The 25,425-nt window shown below is 52.6% G+C and carries 26 protein-coding genes; 7 read left to right on the top strand and 19 right to left on the bottom strand.

Going from position 1 to position 25,425, the window contains the following annotated elements:
• Positions 1-276: 276 nt before the first annotated feature.
• The 3 genes from DHN12_RS21700 to DHN12_RS21715 form a co-directional block, all read right to left on the bottom strand.
• Positions 277-1,668 carry an adenylate/guanylate cyclase domain-containing protein gene (locus DHN12_RS21700; RefSeq protein ID WP_108862053.1) on the bottom strand — a complete coding sequence of 464 codons (1,392 nt, stop codon included), beginning with the start codon at positions 1,666-1,668 and terminating at the stop codon, positions 277-279.
• Between the two features lie 879 nt (positions 1,669-2,547).
• Positions 2,548-4,383 carry an adenylate/guanylate cyclase domain-containing protein gene (locus DHN12_RS21710; protein ID WP_159090144.1) on the bottom strand — a complete coding sequence of 612 codons (1,836 nt, stop codon included), beginning with the start codon at positions 4,381-4,383 and terminating at the stop codon, positions 2,548-2,550.
• A gap of 542 nt (positions 4,384-4,925) precedes the next feature.
• Positions 4,926-5,405: a MarR family winged helix-turn-helix transcriptional regulator gene (locus DHN12_RS21715; RefSeq protein WP_108862056.1), complete on the bottom strand. Its 480-nt coding sequence runs from the start codon at positions 5,403-5,405 to the stop codon at positions 4,926-4,928.
• A gap of 102 nt (positions 5,406-5,507) precedes the next feature.
• Between DHN12_RS21715 and DHN12_RS21720 the strand changes: the two genes are divergently transcribed.
• Both DHN12_RS21720 and DHN12_RS21725 read left to right on the top strand, forming a co-directional pair.
• The gene (locus DHN12_RS21720; RefSeq protein WP_108862057.1) at positions 5,508-6,188 is read left to right on the top strand and encodes a CatB-related O-acetyltransferase; all 681 of its coding nucleotides are present in this window, start codon (positions 5,508-5,510) and stop codon (positions 6,186-6,188) included.
• A 208-nt stretch (positions 6,189-6,396) separates the two neighbouring features.
• Entirely contained in the window at positions 6,397-6,936 is a 540-nt protein-coding gene (locus DHN12_RS21725; RefSeq protein WP_108862058.1) for an outer membrane protein, read from the top strand.
• Between the two features lie 37 nt (positions 6,937-6,973).
• On the opposite strand, the gene DHN12_RS21730 is transcribed toward DHN12_RS21725, so the two are convergent.
• From DHN12_RS21730 to DHN12_RS21750, 5 genes are all read right to left on the bottom strand, one after another.
• Entirely contained in the window at positions 6,974-7,387 is a 414-nt protein-coding gene (locus DHN12_RS21730) for a hypothetical protein (RefSeq protein ID WP_108862059.1), read from the bottom strand.
• Positions 7,388-7,467: 80 nt separating this feature from the next.
• Complete coding sequence (locus tag DHN12_RS21735; RefSeq protein ID WP_058273062.1) at positions 7,468-7,698, bottom strand: hypothetical protein; 231 nt, start codon at positions 7,696-7,698, stop codon at positions 7,468-7,470.
• A 101-nt stretch (positions 7,699-7,799) separates the two neighbouring features.
• Complete coding sequence (locus DHN12_RS21740; protein ID WP_108862060.1) at positions 7,800-8,120, bottom strand: DUF1992 domain-containing protein; 321 nt, start codon at positions 8,118-8,120, stop codon at positions 7,800-7,802.
• Positions 8,121-8,316: 196 nt separating this feature from the next.
• Positions 8,317-9,423: an alkene reductase gene (locus tag DHN12_RS21745; RefSeq protein WP_108862061.1), complete on the bottom strand. Its 1,107-nt coding sequence runs from the start codon at positions 9,421-9,423 to the stop codon at positions 8,317-8,319.
• A 122-nt stretch (positions 9,424-9,545) separates the two neighbouring features.
• Positions 9,546-10,142 (bottom strand): TetR/AcrR family transcriptional regulator, encoded by a 597-nt coding sequence (locus DHN12_RS21750; protein WP_058276468.1) that lies wholly within the window; start codon positions 10,140-10,142, stop codon positions 9,546-9,548.
• 621 nt (positions 10,143-10,763) lie between these two features.
• Here DHN12_RS21750 and DHN12_RS21755 point away from each other — a divergent pair.
• A complete protein-coding gene (locus DHN12_RS21755) occupies positions 10,764-11,132 on the top strand; it encodes a hypothetical protein (protein ID WP_159090146.1) in 369 nt (122 codons plus the stop codon).
• A gap of 329 nt (positions 11,133-11,461) precedes the next feature.
• Here the strand turns inward: DHN12_RS21755 and DHN12_RS21760 are convergent, their stop codons facing one another.
• The 3 genes from DHN12_RS21760 to DHN12_RS21775 all read right to left on the bottom strand — a co-directional run bounded on the left by DHN12_RS21760 (position 11,462) and on the right by DHN12_RS21775 (position 14,123).
• On the bottom strand, positions 11,462-12,232 hold the full coding sequence (locus DHN12_RS21760; RefSeq protein ID WP_159090148.1) for a 1-acyl-sn-glycerol-3-phosphate acyltransferase: 771 nt from the start codon (positions 12,230-12,232) through the stop codon (positions 11,462-11,464).
• Positions 12,233-12,761: 529 nt separating this feature from the next.
• Positions 12,762-13,532, bottom strand: a complete 771-nt coding sequence (locus DHN12_RS21770; RefSeq protein ID WP_108862065.1) for a hypothetical protein — start codon at positions 13,530-13,532, stop codon at positions 12,762-12,764.
• A 75-nt stretch (positions 13,533-13,607) separates the two neighbouring features.
• Entirely contained in the window at positions 13,608-14,123 is a 516-nt protein-coding gene (locus DHN12_RS21775) for a DUF805 domain-containing protein (RefSeq protein ID WP_108862066.1), read from the bottom strand.
• A 560-nt stretch (positions 14,124-14,683) separates the two neighbouring features.
• On the opposite strand from DHN12_RS21775, the gene DHN12_RS21780 reads away from it, so the two are divergent.
• The 3 genes from DHN12_RS21780 (at position 14,684) to DHN12_RS21795 (ending at position 15,959) form a co-directional block, all read left to right on the top strand.
• Complete coding sequence (locus tag DHN12_RS21780; protein WP_108862067.1) at positions 14,684-14,983, top strand: hypothetical protein; 300 nt, start codon at positions 14,684-14,686, stop codon at positions 14,981-14,983.
• A 363-nt stretch (positions 14,984-15,346) separates the two neighbouring features.
• Entirely contained in the window at positions 15,347-15,646 is a 300-nt protein-coding gene (locus tag DHN12_RS21790) for a hypothetical protein (protein WP_108862069.1), read from the top strand.
• Positions 15,647-15,701: 55 nt separating this feature from the next.
• Complete coding sequence (locus DHN12_RS21795; RefSeq protein ID WP_159090150.1) at positions 15,702-15,959, top strand: hypothetical protein; 258 nt, start codon at positions 15,702-15,704, stop codon at positions 15,957-15,959.
• Between the two features lie 31 nt (positions 15,960-15,990).
• Here the strand turns inward: DHN12_RS21795 and DHN12_RS21800 are convergent, their stop codons facing one another.
• The 7 genes from DHN12_RS21800 to DHN12_RS21830 form a co-directional block, all read right to left on the bottom strand.
• A complete protein-coding gene (locus DHN12_RS21800; RefSeq protein ID WP_108862071.1) occupies positions 15,991-17,490 on the bottom strand; it encodes a cryptochrome/photolyase family protein in 1,500 nt (499 codons plus the stop codon).
• Positions 17,491-17,493: 3 nt separating this feature from the next.
• Entirely contained in the window at positions 17,494-18,738 is a 1,245-nt protein-coding gene (locus DHN12_RS21805) for an FAD-binding domain-containing protein (protein WP_108862072.1), read from the bottom strand.
• The gene (locus DHN12_RS25180; protein ID WP_108862073.1) at positions 18,735-18,872 is read right to left on the bottom strand and encodes a DUF2256 domain-containing protein; all 138 of its coding nucleotides are present in this window, start codon (positions 18,870-18,872) and stop codon (positions 18,735-18,737) included. Before DHN12_RS25180 ends, DHN12_RS21805 begins: the two co-directional genes overlap by 4 nt.
• On the bottom strand, positions 18,869-20,383 hold the full coding sequence (locus DHN12_RS21815; protein WP_108862087.1) for a deoxyribodipyrimidine photo-lyase: 1,515 nt from the start codon (positions 20,381-20,383) through the stop codon (positions 18,869-18,871). Before DHN12_RS21815 ends, DHN12_RS25180 begins: the two co-directional genes overlap by 4 nt.
• A gap of 229 nt (positions 20,384-20,612) precedes the next feature.
• The gene (locus tag DHN12_RS21820; RefSeq protein ID WP_108862074.1) at positions 20,613-21,932 is read right to left on the bottom strand and encodes an AarF/ABC1/UbiB kinase family protein; all 1,320 of its coding nucleotides are present in this window, start codon (positions 21,930-21,932) and stop codon (positions 20,613-20,615) included.
• Positions 21,933-21,938: 6 nt separating this feature from the next.
• Positions 21,939-22,412 carry a DUF427 domain-containing protein gene (locus DHN12_RS21825; RefSeq protein WP_108862075.1) on the bottom strand — a complete coding sequence of 158 codons (474 nt, stop codon included), beginning with the start codon at positions 22,410-22,412 and terminating at the stop codon, positions 21,939-21,941.
• A gap of 188 nt (positions 22,413-22,600) precedes the next feature.
• The gene (locus DHN12_RS21830) at positions 22,601-23,719 is read right to left on the bottom strand and encodes a pyridoxal phosphate-dependent aminotransferase (RefSeq protein ID WP_108862076.1); all 1,119 of its coding nucleotides are present in this window, start codon (positions 23,717-23,719) and stop codon (positions 22,601-22,603) included.
• Between the two features lie 41 nt (positions 23,720-23,760).
• Between DHN12_RS21830 and DHN12_RS21835 the strand changes: the two genes are divergently transcribed.
• Positions 23,761-24,516, top strand: a complete 756-nt coding sequence (locus DHN12_RS21835) for an N-acyl homoserine lactonase family protein (protein WP_108862077.1) — start codon at positions 23,761-23,763, stop codon at positions 24,514-24,516.
• Between the two features lie 48 nt (positions 24,517-24,564).
• On the opposite strand, the gene DHN12_RS21840 is transcribed toward DHN12_RS21835, so the two are convergent.
• Entirely contained in the window at positions 24,565-25,293 is a 729-nt protein-coding gene (locus tag DHN12_RS21840) for an SDR family NAD(P)-dependent oxidoreductase (RefSeq protein WP_108862078.1), read from the bottom strand.
• Positions 25,294-25,425 lie beyond the last annotated feature (132 nt).

A 25,425-nucleotide genomic window follows, 5' to 3' on the forward strand; every position in this document is an offset into this window, starting at 1 on the left:
GACAGAAACAAGCTTCTCACAAAAGCAATAGGGCAGGTTAGCTACGGCAATATTGGCAGCCCCGGCAGGCTCGATTTCACAGTATTGGGTGGTGCGGTCAATGTTGCGAGTAGGATTGAAGGCTTAATCAAATCAGTGGGACACAGAGTGCTGACGACAACCGCCATCGCAAAAGCCGCCCCAGAACTTTTTCCAAATGCGGTGTCCATAATATCCGCGGCATTACGGGTGCAATCGAGTTGTTCCATCTTATCGAGTAAGGTCGGACACTCGACGTCATGACTTTGGCAGATAGGCCCAGACACTTATCTTTCCACGCCTGCCCCTTAAGACATGCTCCCCGGCAGGCTCCAATTTTTCAACCAATGATTTACCAGGATCGTCGGTCGGATGTATCGCCTGAATCACGGAATCGCTGGCCACCAATGAGCATTCAAGCGTTCTCGTAAGTTGCTCAAGCCTGCTTGCGACGTTCACTGTGTCACCAATAACGCTGTATTCGAGGCGACGTTGATTTCCGATGTCACCAGAAACAACAGGCCCGTAGTGGATACCAATCCCGATACGCACCTGAGGAAGCCCCGCAGCCTTTCTTTCGCGGTTCCAATCATCCAATGAATCTAGCATGTCAAATGCGCATTGAAGCGCGTCTCTGGCATCTTGCCCACCAGGTTCCGGCGTACCGAAAGTCGCCATAAGCCCGTCGCCGAGATACTTATCAAGTGTCCCGCCGTTCTCAAAAACTGCCTTACCCAGACGATCATGATACCTTCGCAGGAAAGAAACGACCTCTGCAGGCGTGTCGTTCTCGCACATCGTCGTGAATCCAATGATATCGACGAACATGACTGCGACTTCTTGTTCACGTGCTTCTCCCAAATTATCTTCAGAACTCGCGAGACGATCCACGACGTTTGGCGAGAAATAGCGAGCAAGATTGGTGCGTGACCTTTCCGAGCGAATTCGGCTTTCGACGAGCCAACGTGACCGGCGTACCAATGCTGCAAGGCCTGCGGTCACCAGCAAGCATACGAGTATTTCTTGCACCCAAAACCCAAGAAAAATGAAGTTGGGATCAGAACGAGCCAGCAACAAATCCTCAATCGTTCGCTCGGTTAAATCAAGGTTTGTGAAGGCGCCGGGCTGGTTCACAAACCAGACCAGCATTCCTGTGCGCGCAGCAACAATACATAGACCACACCAGAGAACCAGACTTGGGCGGAAGCTGAATGCAGCCTGCATCAGGAACAAATAGAAATAGGTAAACTGGCTTCCATTCATCAGGATCGCAGGTGGTAAGTCGTGCTCGGTAAAAGGGTTCTGAATACTGGAGATGAGGGCCAGCAAAGCACAGTCGACCGCCACGAAGGCATATTTCAGTACCCTGGCGTGCGTGCTATACTTCGCGAAATAGAATTGCATGATGCCTAGGATCGCGAATACAGCAACTTGGGACACATCGTAGAGAAAGCTAATCCCGCGGCTTTGTGTGTCGACCGCAACCCAGAGCAAAACGATACATAGCGCGAAGGTTCGAACCTTCGCGGCGAGCATGAGGCCGTTTCGTTCAGCTTCGTCAAAACTGTCTTCACTGCGACGAGCAAGCCTGTCGTCGAGCCGTACTTCAACTGAGTGATCAACCGTTTCGGATTTCAGAAGGCGCGCCAAACCCGTTTCCTCCAATCGCGAACAGCTTAGCGGTCTTTAGCTGGGTCTAGAAGTTGCGTAGTACCGTCGAATTGGCGTCGAGGTCAGTCATCACAAGACAAAATGGCATGTTCTTAGAAACGCTACTGGTTTCAAGCGCCCCTGGAAAGCGCAATTGCAATAGCCAGCCAGAATCCCGAGCGTATGGTCATCGCTCCAACAGTTCGCCACTCAAAGGGCGTTCCACCAAGCGCCATTGTTACCAAAACCAAGAACACGAGAGCTGTGCAAATGCCGATTGCCCAAGCAATTCGCCGCGCCCATACTGCGGATTTATAAAGTGCGACAGCACCAACAACATAAACGAACCCCGCGAGGAAATTGAACCAAAGCACTATTGGCACCGTGTCCCCGGCTGCGGATTTTGCGGCTGAGCCGCCAAACAATACCATCCCCCCGGAAAAAATGGTCAGGAGACCAAAGAGTGCAGCGATTATTGCGACCGGGCGAACCCAAGGTGGGGATTGAGCTATCATTCTTGTCACGGAAGTTCGGTTGCGTAATGCGACGCAATCATCCTACTTCATCGCACGGCTCACAGCTTGATCAATGTCAATATGCTCACTCAGCCATTTGATTGTGTCTGAAAGAATGATCTCTCATACCCTTTCAGCCACACTCAGAATTTTTCTATGGGTAGTTTTTTCGAGATGGAAAAGACCCAAACCTGCCGGATCGACAAATCTGGACCAAGTTTCTACAGATCACATACGTTGCCTATTCCGGTTTACGGGCGGACGCTTCCTGAACCACACCTATGGGTCAAGACGCTTGGCGAAAGCTGCGTCATATAATGGAAACTCGTTCCAAGAGGTCGACGGTACAAGTCTCATACGCAATTCAAGCGTCCAGCCCTGCAAGCTTGAGCCCATTTTGTAGTTTGTCGATCAGGTCCTTGGGCATGTCGCGCGCACGGAACGGGGCCAGTGGGTCCTTGACTGCGTCAGGAAAATCCTTGCGTAGCTCATTGGCCAAATCTCTCGCTGCATCCAATTCGCCATTTAAGGCCAAAGCCGCGGCGGTGGATGTCATGTTCATGGGGCGACGCGCGCCGCCCATGCCGGCTATTACAGCCAAAGCTTCATCGTAGTCGCCCCGCACGATTGCATGAAGGTGAAAAGCATTGCCATAACCTGGATGAAGCTGGGGATTGAGTTCCCGCGCCCGGGTGATCCAGGCTTCACCGGCCTCCCATTCTCCTGAATATGCCAAAAATATCCCCAAATCGGCCAAAATCCATGAGTCGTTAGGATTGAGCTCGATTGCGCGTTGCGCGTAGTTTCGGAAGATATCTGTGCTCTCCCCGACCATACGGCTATGGATTGCCAATGCATAATACGCATCCGGGTTGTCCCGGTCGGCGTCGAGAGCGTTGTTGGCGGCTCGGAGCGCCTTCTCAGACCAGTCCGGCGGTGTATCCATTTGGCGCTTTTTTGATTCCAAGTAATTGTAAGCGAGCCGTGACCAAGCCAGTGAGTAATCAGGCTCTGTCTCAACCGTGCGCAGCAGACAATCGCGTGCAATTCGATGATCCTCAATGGTGAATGTTTGATAGAACCAAAACGACAAGAACACGCATTCATAAGCATCAAGACTGTCTGGCGCCTTATTCCTGATCTCCTGTGCAATGGCTGATTTGAACAGCGGCGCATCGCTGGACCCAATGGCCGACGCAACCTTGCGGGCAATGTCGAGTTGGACTTCAAGCAACCGTTCCGCATTCAAGTCGACATCGAAGGGTCCAGGCGATGTTAACTGACGGCAGCTTTTTGCATCGGTCAGAGTGGTCGTGACCCGAAGCTGATCGGCCGAGCGTTGCACCGTACCTCGCAGGATAAAGTCTGCACCAAGCTTTTCACGCAGATTTTCGCAGCCTGTGTCGTCACGGAAGGCCAACATAGCTTCGGGCGCGATGACAAAAAGGTTGGAAAACCTGGCAAGCAAGGCATTGATATCCCGGCTCAGCCCATCGCTGAAATATGTGTCACCGGGCTCAGCGCTGAGATTTTTGAAAGGCACCAGCGCGATCCGAGCACCTGTTGGAAGCTTCGAAGCGCTTGGCAATGTATGGCTATACCAAAACGCCGCAATCGCAAGTGTTGCAACCAAGGCAATTGCAGCTGCCCAGCGGCCGTATTTCGGTTGCGTTCGAATGGACCGGGCAGCTGTAGCCGGCCATACAAAAACCTCTAGTAGTGTAGGTATGTTTTTCAGACCTTTCAGCCCCGCACTGGCGAAACCTTCATCCAGCTTTCCAGCGATTTGCTCGGCCACCTGGCGGGAAATGCAAATGCCGCCAGGTGGCGCCAACGTTTCGAGCCGGGCGGCGACGTTCACTCCATCACCAAGAAGATTGTCTCCGTCGCTGACCACATCGCCCAGATTAACCCCAATCCGGAAGACCATTCGTGAGCTTTCAGACAAGTCAGCGTTCTGTGTGGTCAGGCGGTGCTGAATCTTCAGCGCGGTTCGGACGGCGGCGACAGAGCTATGAAACTCTGCCAATACGCTGTCGCCAGCGCTGCCAAATATTCGCCCGCCGGCGGATTCAACCAAACCGTCAATGATCGTCCTACAGGTGGCGAGCGTCGCAAGCGTGGCTTCCTCATCATCCCGCATCATCCGTGAATAACCGACGACGTCCGCCGCAAGTATGGCCACTAGCTTTCGTTCCATACAGCGCCCCTTTGTTGCCGACCCTAGCATCGTTTGCGTATCTTCGCCAAACCGTCCGGTTTTGCGGACGGACGAATTTTGGAGAGAATTTCAGGTAGGTTATTTTATCTGTTTGGGGTTAAGTGAGCTATCGAGTGCCTCCCAAACCGAGTGCAGATTGTCGTAATTCTGCGCTTTGGTCTTGATTTAATTTGTGAAAACGCCGAGGCGTCCCCTAGTGGATTGGGCTTCGCGCGGCGGATGTCTTTTGCGACCTTCTCGCCGTGACCCTGCTTGGTTCCGGGTTCCTTTCTCATCTCCACTCCTTGGCGGTTACGATGAGCCAGAAACCCCTCTCATCGACTCGAGTGTTTTCGTCCACTCGTCGAACGACAAGTCGATGGTGATTAGTTGGATGTGTATTGGCGTCGTTAATTTGCCAATCGATCAAGGCATGCTTCTTGCTATTGCCATTCGAGCTTTGCCTGGATTCCAACCGGCAAACTGTGAAGTAAAGATGCGCCCCATGCCAGGTGTTTAGTCCTGGCATCCTTCTGATCAGATCAATCTGAAGTGTCGATTTCGCCATACCCCGAAATCATGACGTCGTTGATTGTGCTCTGAACTTCGAAGTAGGCACGGATTTCCTCTTCTGTGAAACGTTCAACAAACTGCGCCATACGAGCCATCTCGGTCGCGCGTATAGTTTCGATCACCGCTTTGCTCTGTTCTGTGAGGCGATAGAAATTGGAGGTTCGGTGCTGAGGATTTGGGATACTTTTTAGGAGCCCCCGTGCAACAAGATCTTTTAGCAAGCGCCCGACCAGCTGTCGCTTTACCTGTAAAATCTGAGTAATTTCAGGCGCTGTTGCCTGTTGAACCGCCAACAAAACCTCAAGAATGGCACGCTCTCCGACACTAATGCCTGTGCCGTCCAGGTCTGCTTCAACCCGCGCAGTGATGTTGCGCAGCAAAGGCCGCGTCAACTGTATCCCGGCATACAGCATCTCAGCAGGTGACATTTTGTCGGTGTCAGTTGCCATTTGCGGGCTTCCTTTGCATTATTCGTCAACTGAGTTGACAATATTATTCTAGCGACCTATGTACCCGACACGGCCCCAAAACTCCAGCGGCGGAACCAACTGATGCCTGATGATAAGCGTGTAACACTGCCAGATCCAAGATCCCGGAACCCGCTTGTGTTTCCGGATGGCACTCATGATCCCGCGACAGTGTTTTTGTCGGAGGTCATAGATCATCCAAATATCGATGTCGGTGACTGGACATACTACAATGATCGCAACCTGCCGGACGACTATGCTGAAACCTTGGCACCTTACCTATATCCGGGAGCACCGGAGAGGTTAAATATTGGTCGTTTCTGTCAAATTGCTCAGGGTGTGCAGTTCATTACTGCTACTGCTAATCATCCGATGACGGGTATCTCAACATTTCCATTCGCCGTCTTTTATCGTGAACGGATAGGAGGCTACCGGGATTCTTTGCCAAGAGGTCGAGACACCAAAATTGGTCACGATTGCTGGATAGGCAGAGAAGCCGTGTTGATGCCCGGTGCAGAACTTGGATGTGGTGTAGTCGTTGCTGCAAGGGCAGTGGTTCGTGGCAAAATACCAGACTTTGCAGTCGTTGCTGGAAACCCGGCAAAGGTCATTCGGATGCGGTTTGAACCGCCGGAAATTTCTAAACTCCTCGAGATCGCCTGGTGGTATTGGACTCCGGAGAAGATCGCAAAAAACCTGCATTTGATTGAGCAGGGCGATGTCGCTGCTTTGACAAGATGCAACGAAGATAGAGCTCTAGAGTAAAAGCCACTTCCGCTTAGTTCAGGCAATTTAACTCCAGTTCAACTACGCAGAAATGGTGCTGCATTCTTGCGGGTTTCGACCCGTTACAGATCAGTGTTGCCTGAAGCTGGGCCAATCCGAAGGGCGCTTGCGCCAACAACCCTCACAAACATTTTGACCACCAAAAGCGCACGACGACACGTCGTGCCAAGACAAGAAAGAAGAAGACATGAGAAATACATCAGTAATGATCGCATCGGTCGTGGCTGTGATGATCGCGCCCAGTATCGCGACGGCAGATGACGATTGGGCCGGGGTATACGCAGGCATTCATTTTGGCGCTGCCGACGGTGACCTTTCAAGTGGCTCAGCCAAGTTAAGCGACCATTCAGCCGTCTATGGGTTGCAACTCGGCTACAACTATAGCCTGGCAAACAACTGGATTGTCGGAAGTGAACTTAGTTATAGCACCGCTGAATTTTCTGCCTTTGGTCCATCAAAAGACATGGACACGACGCGCTTGAAACTCAAAGCGGGATACGCCGTGGGCGCAGCCATGATTTATGGTGTTTTGGGCTACTCAAACATTGATCTTGATGGCAAGAACGAAAGCGGTGTGACTTACGGGCTTGGCGTGGGCTACAAAGCGACAGAGAGTATTATTCTTAATGCTGAACTTCTCCGGGATAGCTTTGATTTTGAGTCATCGGGTGCGGACGTAGATGTAGACGTAACCACGCTCCTTCTCGGTGTGTCATATCAATTCTAACCTTGAACCCGCTAGGATCTTCGAGACCAATACCAATTCAGATTGTAGGCGCCTGCAATGGAGATCGTTTCGTTGCAGGCTTCCTCCTCTGGTCGATATGATCAGGTTCGGCACATTCAGAGGGAAACTCGGAACGAGTGTGTCGGATTGGCTCTAAGACGCCATCAACGCTAAGTTCCAGCATGTCATTTCGGCGCTCTATTGAGGCGCCCGCAATAAGTTTCACCAGACCCAAATGCGCTGGAAATGCATACTCTCGAAAGCAACTGACAGCTGTTGTTCTATACACTTCGGCACGCAGTCTCGTAATGCGCATTACTTGGCCGTAGTCAGGAGCAACCCAGGTTCCCAACATTTCCTTGGAAGGCATATTGATGAACCAGGACGCTGCAACAGAAATAGCCCCTGCAACCAACAATGAGGCAAGTATGCGAGACATGAGCTTTTTCATCAAATGACAGGCTTAATGGTTTTCATGCCGACCCGGCGAACTCGGGGGGGTCGATATTCAAATGCAGCGCCACAAACGCGCTATCGATTGCGTGGATGCTGCTTGGCGGTTCGCTCGTTTCCCCTCCGGTAGTTTCCTGTCAAGCGAGCCATTTCCTGTTGCTGACCCTCGAAGTTCAGGTTGCTCATGTCCTCAAGAAACCACTCAGCCTTTTCTTTCCGGAGCGTCGCCGCCCGCTTGCCATTGTGAGTTATGGAGACGTCGCCGTTCTTGGATTGATTGAACGAAAATCCGAGGTCTGCTGAATTCATCTGGGTATTACCTGGTCTGCGTTTTATCACTGGAGCCATACGGGCTTTGTCTGACAGTCACATATTATTTTTTGGTCCAATACGATCTAGGTTCCCGCCGGTTACGTCGTTTTGTAGAATTTTTGACGGGCTTCTTGTTCGATGGAGAGGCGCAATTGCAAGTCTGCCAATTTACGCATTTCTTTTTTCCTTGCAGTAAGATCCGTGGTTTCTCGAATTACTTTCCGTTGCTCCTCCACCGCTTTCTTCAAAACGATTTCGTTTGGCAATACACCCGCTTCCGCCATGATCCCGAAACCAGCTGAAACGATGTTTCCGGCGTCGCGCTGTGGCAAAGGCTTCCCCTCACCCTTAAGGTTTTCCAACTGCCCTCCGGCTTGTGCTTTGTGGATCTGGTTCTCGATCAGTGTTCGCCACTTCATGGAGCTTCCTCCAAAGAATGTCTTATACTCGGCATATATGGATGGAATTGCTATATGTCAACTGAGTTGACGGATTGTATATCAAACCTCCCCGCTTCAAGAATGGATATTGCCGTAACCGCTAGGTGAGCGCGCCCCAACCCGCGCGCTCACTTCGCTTGGTATTGCCTGTCACCACGGAGTTAAGAGCGATGTATTACTCTGCGGCAACCGCTTCCTCTGCTAGTGCCGGGTAATCGGTGTACCCTTTTTCATTGCCGCCGTAGAGGGTAGTTGGATCGAGTTCATTCAGAGCGGCGCCTTTCTCCAACCGGTTGACAAGATCAGGGTTGGAAATAAACGGCCGGCCAAAGGCCACCAGATCGACGGCTCCGGTTTCAACCGCTTCAACCGCCATTTCTCGGTCATAAGCGTTGTTGCCCATTTTCGCACCGTCAAACAATTCATAGAGCGCCTTCAGATCGCCACCTTCCGGAATATCGCGCGGGCCGCCGGTCTGTCCTTCTACGAGATGGAGATAGGCCAACCCATAGCTATTCAGCAATTTGATCGCATGTGAGAATGTCGCCTGTGGGTCGCTGTCGGAAATGTTGTTGGCGTCCGAGAACGGGCTGAGGCGGACACCAACGCGTTCAGCGCCCCACACGTCGACAACTGCGTCCATGACCTCTTTCAGGAACCGCGCTCTATTCTCGACAGGACCGCCGTATTCGTCTTCACGCTTGTTGGATCCGTCCCTAAGGAATTGATCGATCAGATATCCATTGGCTGCATGGACCTCGACACCGTCAAATCCGGCTCTCTTGGCGTTTTCTGCGGCCTGCCGGTAGTCGGCGACAAGGCCTGCAATTTCTTCAATACCCAGAGCCCGCGGCTCAGATGTTTCAACAAACTGCTCACCATCAAAGGTTTTGGCCTTAGCGCCAATTGCGGATGGCGCAACAGGGGCGCCACCATCCTGCTGCAAGCTGTAATGCGAAATCCGGCCCACATGCCAAAGCTGGATCACAATCTTGCCGCCCTCAGCATGGACTGCCTCACTCACTTTTTTCCAGCCGTCGATCTGTGCTTCGGAATATATGCCGGGCGTCCAGGCATAGCCTTTGCCTTGGGGCGAGATTTGCGAAGCTTCCGTGATGATCAGACCAGCACCCGCCCGCTGCGCGTAGTACTGGGCCTGCAATTCATGGACGCTGTCATCCTCGGCTCTTGCCCGGTTGCGGGTCAGTGGCGCCATGACAACGCGGTTTTTCAGCTCGATTGCACCAGCCTTGATGCCGGAGAACAGTTTTTCATCAGCCATTGCTGCTTCCTTCTTTGGTCTACTTCGTTCAGATAAATTTGGACTATTTAGTCCAATATTAGGGTCACTGTCTCTTGTTTGAATTTGTGTTAGGTTTCATTTCCTTATGGTGGCGGGAGGCCTTAGGGCGAAATCACCAACCGGGCTTGTTTCAGGGTTTGCGATATCTGCTCAGCGGGAACGCCCGCCTTGCGCAATGCCAACGTGCCGATTGCAAGGGAGGCATAAGCGCGCGCTTTGTCGAGAGCCAGACCCGGATCAGAAGGCTCAAGCGCTCCCGCAATAATTTCGTCAATACTCTCCAAATGGCGTCGCCCGAGACCCGCCACTTCATCATCCTGCGGGGCAAGTTCCGTCAGGCAGTTGATGAGCATGCAGCCGTCACGCCCGCCTTGCGGGTTCGCCAAAGCTTCCATTATCGCACCAACGGGGTCATTTCCGCCCGCATCTGCAACGTCACGCAGATTTTTTAAACCACGCCTTGAATAGTGCCTGAGAGCTTTGTGAAACAAAGCCTGCTTGTTGCCGAACGTTCCATAGAAGCTGGACCGGCTCAAACCCATGGCCTTGGTCAGATCATCCACAGAAGCGGTCTCGTAGCCCTTGTGCCAAAAAACGCACAAGGCTTTTTCCAAAGCCTCAGCTTCGTCAAAGGCGCGAGGCCTACCCGGGCCTGCGGGTGATTTGATGTCGCCAAATGCGTGAGTTTCTTTGCTCATGAGCAGGATGTGGAATGGTCGGTCCAGAAATTCAAGGTGGCGGTAAAGAATTTTTGGAATGGTCAGTCCGTATTGTGACCAGAGAAAGGAATTTAGGTCGGTAGAAATACAAAACCTTCCCGTCGCGCTTGGCGTCACGCCAGTCTTAGGATCAGGACCTTTTGTCTTTTTGCGGGAGTGTCAGACGAAGAGGATCGAGATCGTAGAAAAGAGAGGCCATCCTCAGCACTAGTTTCCTACACTGGACAGATTGACTTGTGGCTTTGTCCAATGCGTTGATGTTGATCACTCACAAACCAGAGATTGGTTCGGTAGATCCATGGCCAATGCCCTCAGCTTGTGAGGATTACTACTCCAATGAGTAACAAAGCCACGAATTCAGAACTGGTTTTACGAGCATCAGTACGGCGGGCCATTGTAAGCAAACCAACAATAATTTCAGCGCGCTAGGTTAAAAAAGCGAGGTTAGCTGATGTTAAGTTTGCCCAATGTGAACTTCTTAACTTTGGCTAGAACGATTTTTTGGCAGTATCGTTTCATGAGTTGTTAGTGAGTTCAGTGAGTAAATAGATGTATTTGCATAATTTCGAGGGGCATTGTTGCGCGGTCAATGACATCCGGATGGATGATTTTGCGCGTGAGTATCCGTTGCTGGACGATGCCGGCGTGCACGCACAATGGCAGAAGGGCTCTTGGCAGATCACGCGGATAGCCGACATCTGGACACGAACCGGGAAGGTACTTTCTTTGCCTTACAAAGGAGCCAACGCCTATCCATCTTTCCAGTTTGCTCAGGATGGAACCCCGCTTCCTTTGATGGAAAAAGTGTTGAAAGCTCTGCCACGTGAAATGACCCCGTGGCAATGCGCGTTCTGGTTAACCTCACCCAAACTGGAACTCGGAGGGGAAAGCCCGGCAAATCGCATTCAGACCGGCGATGATTGCATAGTCGGTATCGCAGGCGATGCTGGTGGTCTGATGGCAGCTTAGTGTTAGCTTTTGGTCAGTCATACGTCGTACAGCTTCTGGCAAATTCATGTCTCCCCTGCTTTTTCTGCCTCCGGCAAGAATAGCGAGATCAGGGCACTTAAATGTCCATTCTCTTCTGAGAATTCAGAGACAATACCAAGCAGCCCATCCATAAATACGAATGGCCAAGAGCGTACTGAAATACGGGTACTAACTAGGTCTTCGAATATCGATACCCGTTGGAGAAAATCCCACCAACAAGTGCAACTGCTCTGCAAATCTGTTATCTGCCGCTACGCGTAGCGGAAACTCAACAAACTCGGTTTCTGCATATTTCTGTCAAACAGACTTCACCGCTCAAATACAGCCATCATCTGCCTGCGCAATCGCGCCAGATCCTCATCCACACTAGCGGTAGGATCGCACGTAAATGTTGGCAAAGCCTCCACACGGATCGTCCCGCTGCGCGGTAAATGTTTGCCGCGTGGAAGTAGACTATCGCTGTCGTGGATGACAATAGGGGTGATCGTGCGGCCGGTTTCTCGGGCGACTAATACAGCACCCGCTTTAAAATCCCCGAGCGATTCTGTTTTGGACCGGGTGCCTTCTGGGAATAGCACAATGGAACAACGGGCAGGCATTTCCCTGACAGCCTTTGTCAGCGTATCCATGGCCGTTGAACCGGAATCCCGGTTGATAGGGACGAGACCCGCTCCATCAAAACCAGTACGCAGGAGTTTGCTGTTCCAGAACTCTGATTTCGCCGCGAAAGTGAACCATTTGGTGTCGGGCACCACATGCATGAGACTGAAGCCATCGAGATGGCTACGGTGGTTAACCACGATGATGCTGTTGGTGTCGGCGGCGAGGGCATTCTTTTCCTCAGGACGCATCTCGACGCGGATGCTGAGGAGCCACAGCAGGCGGGAACATGACCGTTTCACCAGGCGCCAATACCAACCCCGAAACCCTCTGCGCCGAACGCAAAGAAGAGGGGCAAAGGCCACGAAGAGGAAATAAAACAGGCCGACAAGAACCAGTATAGCGCGCTTGATAAGGCGTATTGGCAATGGGTCAATGGCGCGAGTAGCGCGGTCTTGACCGTCAGGTGAAAAGGGCATTACGTCCTCTGATAGGGCCTGTGGCAGGTGCGTAAGCCATGAATAAATGCCACCGGAGGTCCTCCGGCAGCGCTTTGACATGCGCCACTTGCGAAGGAAGACAGCCACCGCACACCTCTCTATCTGTCGAAGTCAGTACCAGATCAATGAGAAAAGACGACGTAGCGGAATGTATCTTGGTGCTTCAGTCTGACTTGAGTAACAACTGACCGGCCTTGGCATAGAATATCGGTAAGAGCCCAAAGTTACATCATCGGTCGAGAGCATCCGCAATTAGTTTGGCAAAGGTTCGGAGCTCGTTGTTCCCCGGATTCGGGATTGGTTTGAAGGTGATTACTTCTTGCTCGATGTAGCTTCGCGAGGTGACATCGTACTTTTCGAGAAGCGGTATCAGATGCGCATGAGCATGGGCGACATCACCACCCGAGAATTGAAATGCCACACGCTTCCTAGACCCGAAACCAGCACCATACCGGAAGCCAAGCATTTCATCTGACGCACTACTTTGGCAGCTGGTTGGAAGGAGGTATCAATTGCACTGATCATACCTGTAGTCCCCGTATTCCAGCCAGTTTGCCGAGCCTTCGCTAAAAATCAGAAACTCGGACCTGTCCTCCCCAAGGAGGGCGACGACAAATCCGGCGGGCGGCTCAGAGTTTCCGAAATAGCTGTAGGCTGTCATGGCTCTGATCGGCTCGCCGTTAACCGTTACTCGCGCGTCCCACTCTCCGTCCGGGTTGTCCAAAATTACGGGTTCGATTACGCGTTTTATCGCTCCGCCACCACAATAGACGATGCCTTCGGGTGCTTCGTAGGAGGTCCCCTGGCTAGCATCTGAATCGCACGCGGAACGAAGGGACCGAATTGCCGCGCCGGAACCTTGTAAGTCAAAGCTTCCATAGCTGACGTCTTGTTCAATCATCGACAGATTGACCGACGCATTGGCCGCAAGCTGGTCCAGCACAAAACTATAGTCCTGCTGACTATTGAAGCTGACCTCGACCGGATAATTGTCGACGATCTGCAAAGCAGCGTTTTCTGCGCTAACCTGAAATGCCCCAACTTCGGTGGTGCCGTTCTTAAAAAAAAGAATGGAGAGCCCTTGCTTGTCCACAATGTCCTGGCTGTCCTCGAATCCAGCCGGAGCAAAGCGAATACGGTCACACTGAAGTTCCAGCGTCATGTTTCCTGTCTGAATAAACGCATTGGGGTTGGGCCCGGAGCTGAACGACCACTCCGCTGATGCTGTGGTCGCCACTGCCATCAGTAGCATTCCAATGGAAATGGGTTTACAGCTCATTTTTTTTCTCTCCATTGAGTTACGGTTCGCACTGTCGTTCAGCAGAGCTTCCAGCCAATTGCCCGGACAGCCAGATCAGGAAACAGGTTCGCCGAATTCGTTTGCGCCTTCTTGGGAAGGTCGTGTCAGCCACCAGATCATCAGGATAGACAGAACCAATTGAAGAATTGAGACAACAACAATACCGGTCACGCCCAAGACTGCCGCGGGTCCTCGTAATGCATCGGGGTTTTCGGTCCCTTGCTCCAATACCGAGAAGAACGCCACCCCACCCAGCATAACAAAAAGCGTTGTAATGCTGAGCGCCATCGGCAGCAGCAAGTACCAGCCAGGTCGTCCTGTATCATGCAGCCTCCGCCAACCGGCGGCCAGCATCGGTATGAGAACAGCCAGCTGGAAAACAGAGGACAGGACCCGAGATCCCTGGCCTGTTTCGGGGTTGGTCCCGAATAGGATCATATCCAGCACAGCTAAGGCAGCACTCACGAGAACCACAAACAAGAAGAACCACCAGTATTCTGAGCGTATAGCCCGACCGGAGAACTGGAAGTATTTCGAGAAACACGTTTTAACGGCTTCACCAAATCCCATCTTTCAATCCCTTCATTGTTTTTGTGCGGCCTCAAATCGCTTCGCCGCTCAGGGGAACACACTCATAGCTCCCTCTTACATTTTTGTTTGAAAGCAGAAGCCTATCGTACGCGAGCGTAAAGAAGTTTACGCGCGGAAAAAATATTGATTTATTAAAAATTAGATTCAAACATGCGAATTCGACACAACTTTACTTTACCTCCGTTGTTGTCGTTGCTGCTCGCTGGGCCGAGCCCTTTCGACTGCTGGAGTGAGTGCTGGCGGTCGGAAAGCACTTTACAGTGATTGAGCGCTGGGAGGACGCGATGCTCAGACTTAACGTACTCGCCCTCTTTCCAGAGTTTACTCTAGCATTTTACAGTGACTTCATTCGGCCTTCACACGTTAATGTCGGCCCCGATAGTCAACGAAATATCGTCCCGCCGACCAAGCCCACCGCGGCAAGTTTTGGGAAAGGTAGTCACAGGATCAAGGTATGTTCAATTGGCTGCACAGACGCGAGAGCTTCAAACAAGCGCATCCAATTTCACTAATTTCAAGGGAACCAGAGGGAGAAGAAAATGTCTAACAAGATGGTGATGATTGTAGGCGCGACATGTTTCGCACTGCTTGCGGCCTGCGACGATACGAGTACATCAAGCGCGTCCGCCGAGCTCACGCCAGCTCAGCAGGCGTGTTTGCGAGATGTAGCCAATACGACGAACAATTCGCAAGTCGTGGTACTCTCATCCGCGTTTAGCGAGGCGGGAACACAGGTCACAGTCGGCGTTGGCGAGGATCGTGCTCCTTGGAATTGCATTGCTTACAGTGATGGCGCGACAGCTGGTATCGAGTTCCTGGGCGACGAAGGCGCATTGTGACCTGTCTGCTGCGTAGCTGAAAACGGCTGCGCAGCACTGGCTTGATCTGCTGAGGCTCGACTTGGTTTGTAGAACCACCATCATCGTATTCGCGGTCCTGTACCTGTTGGCGTTGATTGCATTCTTGACGGGCACATTTGGCTGGTTGGGACAGGAACCAGACCCTTTGTCCGGAGTGTTCCTGCTGCCGTTGGGACTACCTTGGATACTTGTAGCGGACTTAATTTCGGAGTCCGCCAAGCCGTGGTTCGCGGCGATTGCACCGGTGCTCAACATTTTGGCGCTGGTTTTCATTTGCAGGTGGGCTCGCAGTTTACACCAGAAATGAAGGAAGAGCTCTGTCTCACCAAAAGGGAGGAAAACATGGGAAAAGTGATCTTGGGAATTGTGATCGGGCTCGTCCTCGGCGTGGTTGGGACGATGACCTTGGGTGGTGGGGCCGCGGTGGGTGTCGGCGTTGCGACAGGCTTGTCCGCCGGTGTCTGCACCACATTGAAAGGAGCACAAGCCGAGAACCTGATCACCGCCGAGCAAGCGGATCAGATCCTCAATCGCGTAAATTCCGAGATGGCATCTCTGCAAGGAATTGAAACGACAGGCGAGATCGTCGGCAGCGCACAGGCATGCGATGAGTTTCTGTCAAAGTTACGAGAAGCTAAGTGAGGTTCCGCTTTGTACGGAACAAAACTCTAAGGATTAGCCAGCAAGGGACCATCTGATGAAACTCGCTGTACTCAAATTCCTCGCACCGATGTTCGCAATCGCAGGCACAGCTTCGTTTGCAATGTCTGAAGCAGACGACGCGTGTATCGATCATTTGCGGCAGGTTGGAGGACCAGACGGTCAATCAGGTACGATTGAAAGCTCGGCGTTCTCAGAAGCGGGCACGCTCGTCATGCTACGTGACGCAGGCGGACGCTATCACGTTGGGCAAAATGCGTGCTCACCCACTCCCACAGTTGATCACGGGATGTGACCTCAATATCAGTCACGCGCCACCATAGTGTTCATGCTTGTGTCATCCGTCGCAAAAAAGCTTCAGCCGTCTTTATGTGCGTGCTCTTGGCCTCTGGCGACATCCGTTCAGCCGCACGGCACATCATCGCCCATCGGGGATTGCCAGCCAGTCTATCGCTGTGATTCAGGATAAATCGCCAATAAAGCCCGTCCCAAATGTCGGCCCAGGGCCCTTTGCCCCAATTGCTCATTTTGCGAACATAGTTTGAACCCGAAAAGTACGGTTTGGTGGTGATCAACCCGCCATCGGCATGCTGGCTCATCGCGTAGGCATTGGGAACCATCACCCAATCATAGCTGTCGACGAACATTTCCATGAACCAGCGATAGACATGATCCGGATCAATTTCGCACAGAAACATAAATCCACCCAAAACCATGAGGCGTTCAATATGATGACAATACCCTGTCTTGAGCACCCTTTTGATCGTGTCGTCCAGCGGATCAATACCAGTGGTTCCGTCGTAGAAAGCGCGGGGCATTGGGCGGTGATGGCCCCAATGATTTGTAGTGCGCATCGGCACACCCAGGCTCTCATAGGTCGCGCGCATAAACTCGCGCCAGCCAATGATCTGACGGACGAAACCTTCTACCGAATTCAGGGGAATACCCTTGCGATCCGCATGCGCCAGCGCAGCGTCCAAAACCTGTTTGGGCGTCAACAATCCAATGTTCAAGGCTGGCGTGAGAACGGCATGCCACAGCCAGCTTTCACCGGCAACAATGGCATCTTCATAGTCGCCAAAGTGATCAAACCGCAGTTCCAGAAACTGCGCCAGCCAGTCGGACGCAGCTTTGTGTGATGTCGGATAGTACAACGTATCCAAGCTGCCCAATGCTTCTGGAAAGTCAGCAAGTACGCTTGCTTTCGCGGCTTCATCAACCGCGTCATGGGAAGGCCAGTCGATCCAGGGCAGGCTGCCCAACAGCGCCTTGGGCACATTCTTACGGTTTTCCTTATCAAAGCTCCATTGTCCCCCCGCCGGTTGACCGCCGTCCATCAACACATTCAAGCGGCGGCGTTGGCTCTTGTAGAACTCTGCCATGAACCAGCGTTTGCGACCGGCAAACCAATCCTGATTGTCGGCCCGAGTGTTCAAAAAACCAGGTGATGGCTGGAAATCGAGCGTGATATCGGTTCTGCCAGCCGCCGCCCGAAGACGTTTTTCTGCAATGAAGTCTACCGGATCAACCATGACTATATGGCTGATGCCGTGGTCCCGCAGACTTTGAAACAGGCACAGGCATGCGCCCGGCTGCCGCTCAAAGGGCCAAATCGCGGCATCAAATCCCTTTGCGACCAAGCCATCGCGATAGCGCGTCATGGAAGCACGGTGCAGCCAAAGCTTTTGCTTGTGCATCGTGGCAGGATAAAACGCATCGCCAAAGAAAAGCGGGTCTTCGAAAAGCACAACCGCGTCGGGTCGGGCGGCCACACCGGGGTGCTGGGCAAACAATTGGTTGGGAAGTAGAAGCGCGGCAGTGGACACCGGCTATGGCCTTGGTTGGGTGGCCAGGTTTAATTGGCTCAAAAGCGATGGGATCTTCTTTCGAAGACCAAAGAAGCCGGCCCTTGCATGAGGCCATGTCAAAGCGTCGTAAGGCCGAAGAATCCGATTCAAGGATAGGCCTGCGTCCCTCAAAAAGGGTTCCGCACGATCCAATCGTGACCGAGTGGGACCGACAGGCGTATAGGCTGTTGCAATGGTTGTGACACCAGCATTCCGTGCTGCCTTGATCAACGGACCACTCCAGTCTTCGGCGGACTGAGCAAGCTTTCCGTAGTGTTCCAGGGCGCTGTTCATCGCGCCCTTGGCAAAATCCTTTGCGGCGTCCCCCATCGGGTTTGGAGACCGACCATGCGTCGCCAAAAGTCCAATCGCGGCAGCAGGCGATGTCCGCACTAAGCAGTCACTTGACAGATCATCCTCTGTCAACAGCAACAGATAAGGGCTGTCTGCGGGAATGAGCGGGATAGAAAGTGGAATGAGCGGGTGATCTACCGGCTCGGTCAACGGTTCTGCAAATTTGGCGAGGCCTTTTGGTTGAAACCGTCCTTGCGTGTATTTGGCAATATTATCGGGTCGCGCGAGGTAGGTTTTGCCTTTTGTGTGCAATCCGCCGACCCACCGCCAGCTCAGCGTGTTTGACGCGGGATCGCCATCCAGCAAATGCCGCAAAAAGAAGTCCGCGCCAAGATGCCAGGGTATGTGGAGCGTAAAAATCCAAATTGATGCAAACCACATGCGCGCATGGTTGTGGAGGTAACCGGTCGTCACCAGTTCCCGCGCCCAATGATCGAAACAGTCGATGCCGGTATTGCCGTTCGCTGCATCGTTGAAACGGATCTCTAAGCCCTGATCGAATTTTAGTCGCTCTAAAGCGCTCAACAGATCCCGTTGATAATGTGCCCAGACGCTGGGCCTCTGTTCCAGCCAGCCCTTGAAGTAAGTGCGCCAGAACACTTCTTGAACGAACTTCTCCGCCGCGTCGGGATTATGTGACGCTAGTACAGTTGCCAGTACCTCTTGTTCCGTTATCAAACGGTGGCGCACCCAAGGTGACAAACCCGATACATTGCTGCGTTGATCGGTCCCAAAATCGTAGTTCCGCTTACCTGCATAATGCCGACCGGCGCGTCCTACGAACTGCTTCAGCCTTTTAAGGCCATTGGTTCGTGTGGGCTTGAAACTGATCGTCTCTTTCGCTTCCGCAAGTTCTGGAAAAATCTCGGTCATGCGGCCGACCTGCAATTTTTTGAGCAGTATTTCACTTGATCCCAAACGTTTTCCCATTTCTTGCGCCAGGTGAACGGGCGCTTGCAGATCGGGCAGATTTTCTGGGGCAAATCGGCTTTCTTCCGCATCCTCATCGTTGGTCCCCCAAAGGCAGGTCGAGTTGCTCTTGATCTTGAGCCGACCGCGCATCTTTGCGAGCAGTCCACCTGGTCTTTCGGCTCGCGTGCTTTGCCGCGATGGCTTGCGCTTGGGCGCGAAACTCAGTGCTCCGGCGGACATCCCAAACCCGCTCGCGCGCGGCTTTGGTTGCTGCGAAATGGTCAAAAACACGATCTGGATAGACCGTTCCAACGATTTTCTGCGCGCTTTCAGCTTTCCAGGGTTCGTGGATATGCTGATCCGAAATATTGGCCAATTCCGGCAACCATGTCCGAATGAACACCCCATCAGGGTCCTGATCGTAACCCTGCTTAACTGGGTTATAGATGCGCACGGTATTGATGCCGGTGGTGCCCGATTGCATTTGCACCTGACTCCAGTGAATGCCCGGCTCATAGTCGGTAAACATGCGCGCCAAATGCTCACCCGGGGCACGCCAATCCAGCCAGAGATGATAGCTCGCCGTGGCCATCACCATTGCGCGCATCCGAAAGTTGAGCCACCCCGTCGCTTGCAATGACCGCATGCATGCATCCAAAAACGGATATCCCGTTTCGCCTTTGCACCAGGCAGCCAAAAGCTCGCAATCTAGCGCTTTCGGTCGAAGCCCGTCGTAGAGCCGATGCAAATTTTCAAACTCAATTCGAGGTTCATCCTCAAGTTTCTGAATGAAATGGCAATGCCAATGTAATCGGCCTGAAAACGAGCGTAGCGATTTGCGCCAGTCCTTTGCTTGCGACGGCAATCTGCGTCTTTGCTTTTCAGTCGCTTGTGTTACCTCGCGCATCGAAAGCGCGCCCCAAGCCAGGTAGGGTGATAGCCGCGAACACGCAACGGCTCCCTCCAAAGGGCTGGACATCTCGCGTTGGTATCTTTTGCCTCGGTAGGTCAGAAAGCTGTTCAGCCGCTCCAAACCCGCAGCTCGTCCACCGGCTTGACGACCAACGCACAGATCATCCCGCAAGCCGAGGTCGCGCGCCGTGGGAATATACCCTAGTTCTATGTCGATTGGTTTAAGCGCAACTGGTGACGAAACGGGCAATGCCATAAACCTGTCCCACTGTTCCGCCCAGCCATCGCGAGACTTGAGCCTGCGAAAAACGCCGTGGTTTTGCACTTCGTGCCAATGCACACCATGATCCTTGCACCAAGCCGCGACCTGAAGGTCCCGCTGATACGTCCAATTGTTCCCTGTTTCCTCGTGTGACCAAAGTACGTCGACTAGACCACAATCCTTCAACTCGGATAGGACCGACACAATCTGCCCGGTGCGCACAACAAGAGGCTGGCCAAGTTCCCCAAGGTCTTTTCGAAGTCCGGCGATTGTCTCAGCAGCAAAGTTCCACTGCCGTGTTGACGCGTCGGGTTGCTGCCAAAGCTCCGGTTCAACAACATAGAGTGGCAGAACTGGCCCGACCTCAGACGCTTGCGAAAGTGCCGGATGATCACTTACCCGTAAATCCCGTTTGAACCAAACGACTTGCACGATACCTCCGTTCTTCAAGTACTGTACGTATGGCCACAGAAATTGGATCTTTGTTTCAACCACCTCTCCACTTCGCTGTGGACGCGGCCTTGGCTCTTCAAAGACGTTCTCGAATCCGCGTTTGGCAACATTCGCGCCGTATTCACACTTCGTCTTGGGTTGGTCACGCTGATCAGTGACGCAGGTTTGTAGTTGTTCGGCTTGTTGGTTTTGAGTGAATTGGGCTAGTTCAGATGACGTACTTTTCAAGCAGCATCTTCACGGGCAGCGAGGCATTCAATCGAGTAGCCAACAGAAACATTCCTCCAATCTTTCGCTGAAGGTAAAGAACGTCCATTGGCACCTGGGGTGGGATATAGCCGACCTCGACCAGGGCCATACTCTCTTTGTTCAGGCGGTGGGAAAGCGTTCGGTCGGAGAAATCAAATTCATTCGCAGATAGAATTGCTTCGAAAACGCCGCGGATCATTCCGAGGATCCGGTCGTCAAATGGGCCATCACCTTCAATAAGCTTCAGTTGTATGGCAGCCTTTCGAAGCGCCGCGCCGTCTTCAAGCAAACCGGCGCGCAACAGATCCACGTATCCATCTATTGCAGATGGTTGCAGTGCGCGTGCCGCGCCAAAATCCAAGAGACCGATTTTTCCATTGGATGGGTTGTATCGGTAATTGGCAAAGTTTGGATCGCTCTGCATCATACCGAACTCAAAAACCTCGCGCAGCGTGAGATTGACCAAGGCCTCTGAGACTCGATTGCGTTCCTCGCTTGTCTCATCACTCACGGCCTCGATAGGGCGACCTTCCAGAAAGGACATCGTCAGAACTTCTGGCGTGCTCCAATCTGCATAGAACTCTGGGATTTTAATCGCTTCATCGCCCTGCAATAGGTCAGCAAAACAGCACAGATATTGCCCCTCGCGTTCATAGTCCGTTTCTTCATGTAATTGACTGCGCGCCTCTTGGATATACGGAGCCAGATCAAAGCTTTGGGGAAGCAGACCTGACATGCGAACCAGAGTGGCAACGTTGGCCACGTCGCTGTCGATACTGCGCGCGATACCGGGATATTGCACTTTGATCGCCACGTCGCGCCCGTCTTTCAATGTCGCACGATGTACTTGCCCAATGCTCGCTGCCGCTATGGGCCTAACGTTAAAATCTTTGAAGGATTTTCGCCAATCTGCACCCCAAGCTCGGTTCAGGACGTCACGCAATTGTTTCGGTGGCATGAAATGCGCCTGATCTCGTAAACGCGCCATGATGTCAGCCAGTTCAGGCGGCAAGACCTCACCTGCATCCATCGAAATCAACTGACCCACTTTCATCGCGGCGCCTCGCATGCGAGCGAGTTGATCCGCGACTCGTGTCACGTTGCCGGGTGTCATCAACAAACCACGCATATCGGGTCGCGCGCCGCGACCGATCTCTCTTAGGGCGCGTGCTGCCATGTTCCCCGCAATGCCTGCCGTCATACTGCTTAAACCGGCAACACGGACCAAACGGCTTGTAGGAACTGCCAAAGGGGTTGGTGAGGATTTAGGGTCGGTCATCAATACTCACCAAAATTCCGTGCCCGGAGCGCCTTTTATGCGACCCTTCAAGTTTTCGGTGACCCAACCTCCATAGAAGTCCCCGGGTTGCGGGATCACCCGGTACTCACCAACAAAACAAGCGTCCATAAGTCCGGCGTAAAAGGCGAGATAGCCCTTAATCCGTTCAAATTTGATGGTTGGTGCAGCATAACTCCACGCAGCTTTCTTAGCCGCAGCTGCCCCGCTCTGAACGTCCCAGTAGCTCGCAACACCCTTCCACTCGCAGAATGATCTACCCGAGGCCTTTGTCAGAACGGCATCAATGTCTTGCGGCGGAATATAATACGTGGGGGCGTGGTGGGTTTCGAGGACCTGAAACGCCTGATCGGTTTCCACGATTGTTTGACCGCCGAGCTCGATCCGCACTCGATGAGGCACTGCCCGCAGCGCAGGTGGTCGCGGATAGTCTTGGACGTTTTCAGTTGTCCAACCTGTCATTTCGAACCTTGGTTATGAATCAGTTGTTCCATCTTCGAACTAGCGCGCCGACAGCGTTATTCTAGCGATAGAGCTTTCAGCGTATGGCAGGTGAACTTGCACCAAAATTGGGCTTAGTGTCAGCTTGGGACGGGCAACGTTATTTGACCGACTTTGCAGCCCGAACCGTCGAAATGAGTGTCCTAAATCTACCAGTTTGCCAAAAGTTCGCCCATGCGCTCTAGGCCAAGGTCGAGGTTGGCAGCAGCACCTCCCCCCACACCCAGTCGGATGTGGTTCTGCATCCCGTAAGACGAACCCGGTAGTAGAAATGTCCGATAGGGATCGGCGAGCAAGCGTTTGGCGAACACGTCGCCATCAATCCCATCGAGCCGTGCCAAACCAATTAATCCAGCCTGAGGTTTGACCCAATCGAGGTTGGGCTGATCGGCAACAAACCTATCCAGGCGTTCCAGCGTTTTCATCCCAGCTGCCCGTGCAGTTTTCAAAGCCTGATTATATCGGTCAGACCTCAAGGCGATTTCGGCGATGACTTCGCCAAGAATATTCATAATTTCGCTCGAGTTTTCCCGCAGAATAATAGCGTCCCAAATGAGATCTGAATCACGGCATATCATCCAGCCGGTGCGTAGCCCCTGGAGCCCCAGTGCCTTGGAAACGCTGCCCGTCGTGATACCCCTTGGATACAAACCAGCAATCGAAGGGGCACGGGACCCGTCCCACTCCAATCCCGCGTAAACTTCGTCAACAACCAGCCATGCACCTACGCAATCTGCGATTTGGACAAGCCTTTCCAGCTCTGCTTGTGTCATCAACTGCCCGGTGGGGTTATTGGGGTTGGTCATAAAGATGAGCCGCGTGCGCGCTGTTACTGCGGCCTCAACTTTGTCGAGCGGCAATACCCAACCAGCCCTCTCTTCGCGGTCGACAACTTTTAGCGTCGCGCCAACTGCCTCTGCCAATACGCCCGCTTGTGGCCAGCCCGGGCGTTCCGTTACGACTTCGTCGCCCGGTTGGACCAATTGCATGAATGCAAGATAATTGGCTTCCGCGGCGCCGGCGGTGATCAGAACGTCGTCTGGCTTGCAAACATCAGACAAGCCGGCGCGGTCCAAAACATGCCGTCGTAAAGCAGGCAGACCCCGAAAGCTCTTTTGGTTCCAATCCAACGGCAGCGCTGGATCCAGCGCATCCATGAACTCACCCAAACGCGGCGACTCGGACAAGGAAAACCCAACGAAAGCTTCTGGATCCGCTTCCGTGGTATCCAGTAGGTATTGAAAAAGTGTGTGTATCTTGACTTTCATGCTCTACTCAAAATCTTTGTAGTCAATCAGGGAGAGAGTCTGTGCAAGCAGAGGGATTTGTCAAAGGGCGACCGATTGACCTTGTGGTTTTGGACTACGGGCTGTTCAAGGTCCATTCCACTGGCCGCATAATAGGTATCTGCGGGTTTCTGATCCGAACAGATTTGGGAGAAGCAATACTCATCGACACTGGATTTCCTGAAAAATACGCCATTGATACCGACGCCGCGGTCAAAGAAGATCGATTGTTCGAGTTTGGCGAGGTTCTGAAGTGCGAACCAGATAATCTGCCACACGCACAGCTGGCAATACTCGGGCTTATTCCGTCAGACATTTCATTACAGATTTGTACGCACTCCCATATCGACCATATCGGTGCATTGGGCGACTTTCCAAACAGTCCCATTCTCATCTCCTCTGCCGAGCGAGCCTTACCTCGCCCCTTGTATTGGGGCGATATGCGGCCGATGGAATGGCCCGAGCAGGATTATCTGGTTATTGATGACGACGTAGAGATTGGGCCAGGTATCTTCGTTTTGATGGCACCCGGTCATGCGCCTGGCCAGATCGCGGTAATGGTCGATCTTCCGTCGGGGGCGATTTTATTGACCAGTGATGCGATTTCCCGACCAGCAGAAATCGACGAGAAGTTTGCCGGGTCTTGGGACGAAGATGCAGCAATTGCCAGCGCAGACAGGTTGATGCGTCTGGCATCCGAGCGAGATGCCTTTGTAATCTATGGGCATTGTCCAAAGCAGTGGGCTGTTCTGAAGAAAGCACCAGAAGTCTACAGCTGATCCCACCCCTTGGACCATTTTTCCGGAAAGTGATGTCGCACCAAAGAATTATCTGACGTCGCGCCCTTGGTTCAGAATAATCACATTCCCACTGGAAACATCCCCTGCCGGTGAAATGAGAAAACCAACCCAAGAGGCGATTTGCTCAGGTAGCATCGCATGACCATGTGGCATGGCACTAACGGCTTTCTTCAAGACTTCCTCGGTCAAGACATTGAACAACGGTGTCTCAGTCATGGCAGGTGCCAGAGAATTTACACAGATTTTATCCTTTGCGTATCGACGGGCGAGGTCTTTTGTTAGGGTATCCATCGCTGCTTTTGACGCGCGGTAGTGCGGAGGGTCGAACACATCGAAATTGTAAGCACCGTTCGATGAGATATTTACAATCTTTTTGATGCCTTCGCGTTCTAACATCAATTGGACCGCTTGCTGGCAACAATGGAATGCAGAATTAAAGTTGATTGCCATCTGCTTTTCGAGTTCCTCGGGCGGAATGTGCGGGAAGTCAGACATAAAGCAGGTGCCAGCGTTGTTTACCAAAGCATCCAGACCGCCACGGGCTGTCCTAATGCGCTCAAACGTTTGAGCCACGGCCAAAGGATCAGTTAAGTCAACGTAAATAGGTGTGAAGTCCGAACTAAATTCTGATGCCAGTTCGTTCAGACGCTCTTCTTTGAGGTCCAGACCAATCACATGCAACCCGTTTGTCTGCAATTGGCGGCAGATGGCCTGCCCCATCCCTCCCGCGGCGCCGGTCACAACCGCTGTCTTCATGGTAACTCCTCCTACCTAGGTATGATTTGGGATACTTCGAATTAAAGAAGGAAACTCATAACCCTTTTTTCTGAAAGCGGCGAAAGCCAATTTCGTTTAATTCAGTGCACGTCCGTTTTGGGCTCAAGCTAG

It is taken from the genome of Ruegeria sp. Alg231-54 (assembly GCF_900143525.1).
Lineage (GTDB): Bacteria > Pseudomonadota > Alphaproteobacteria > Rhodobacterales > Rhodobacteraceae > Ruegeria.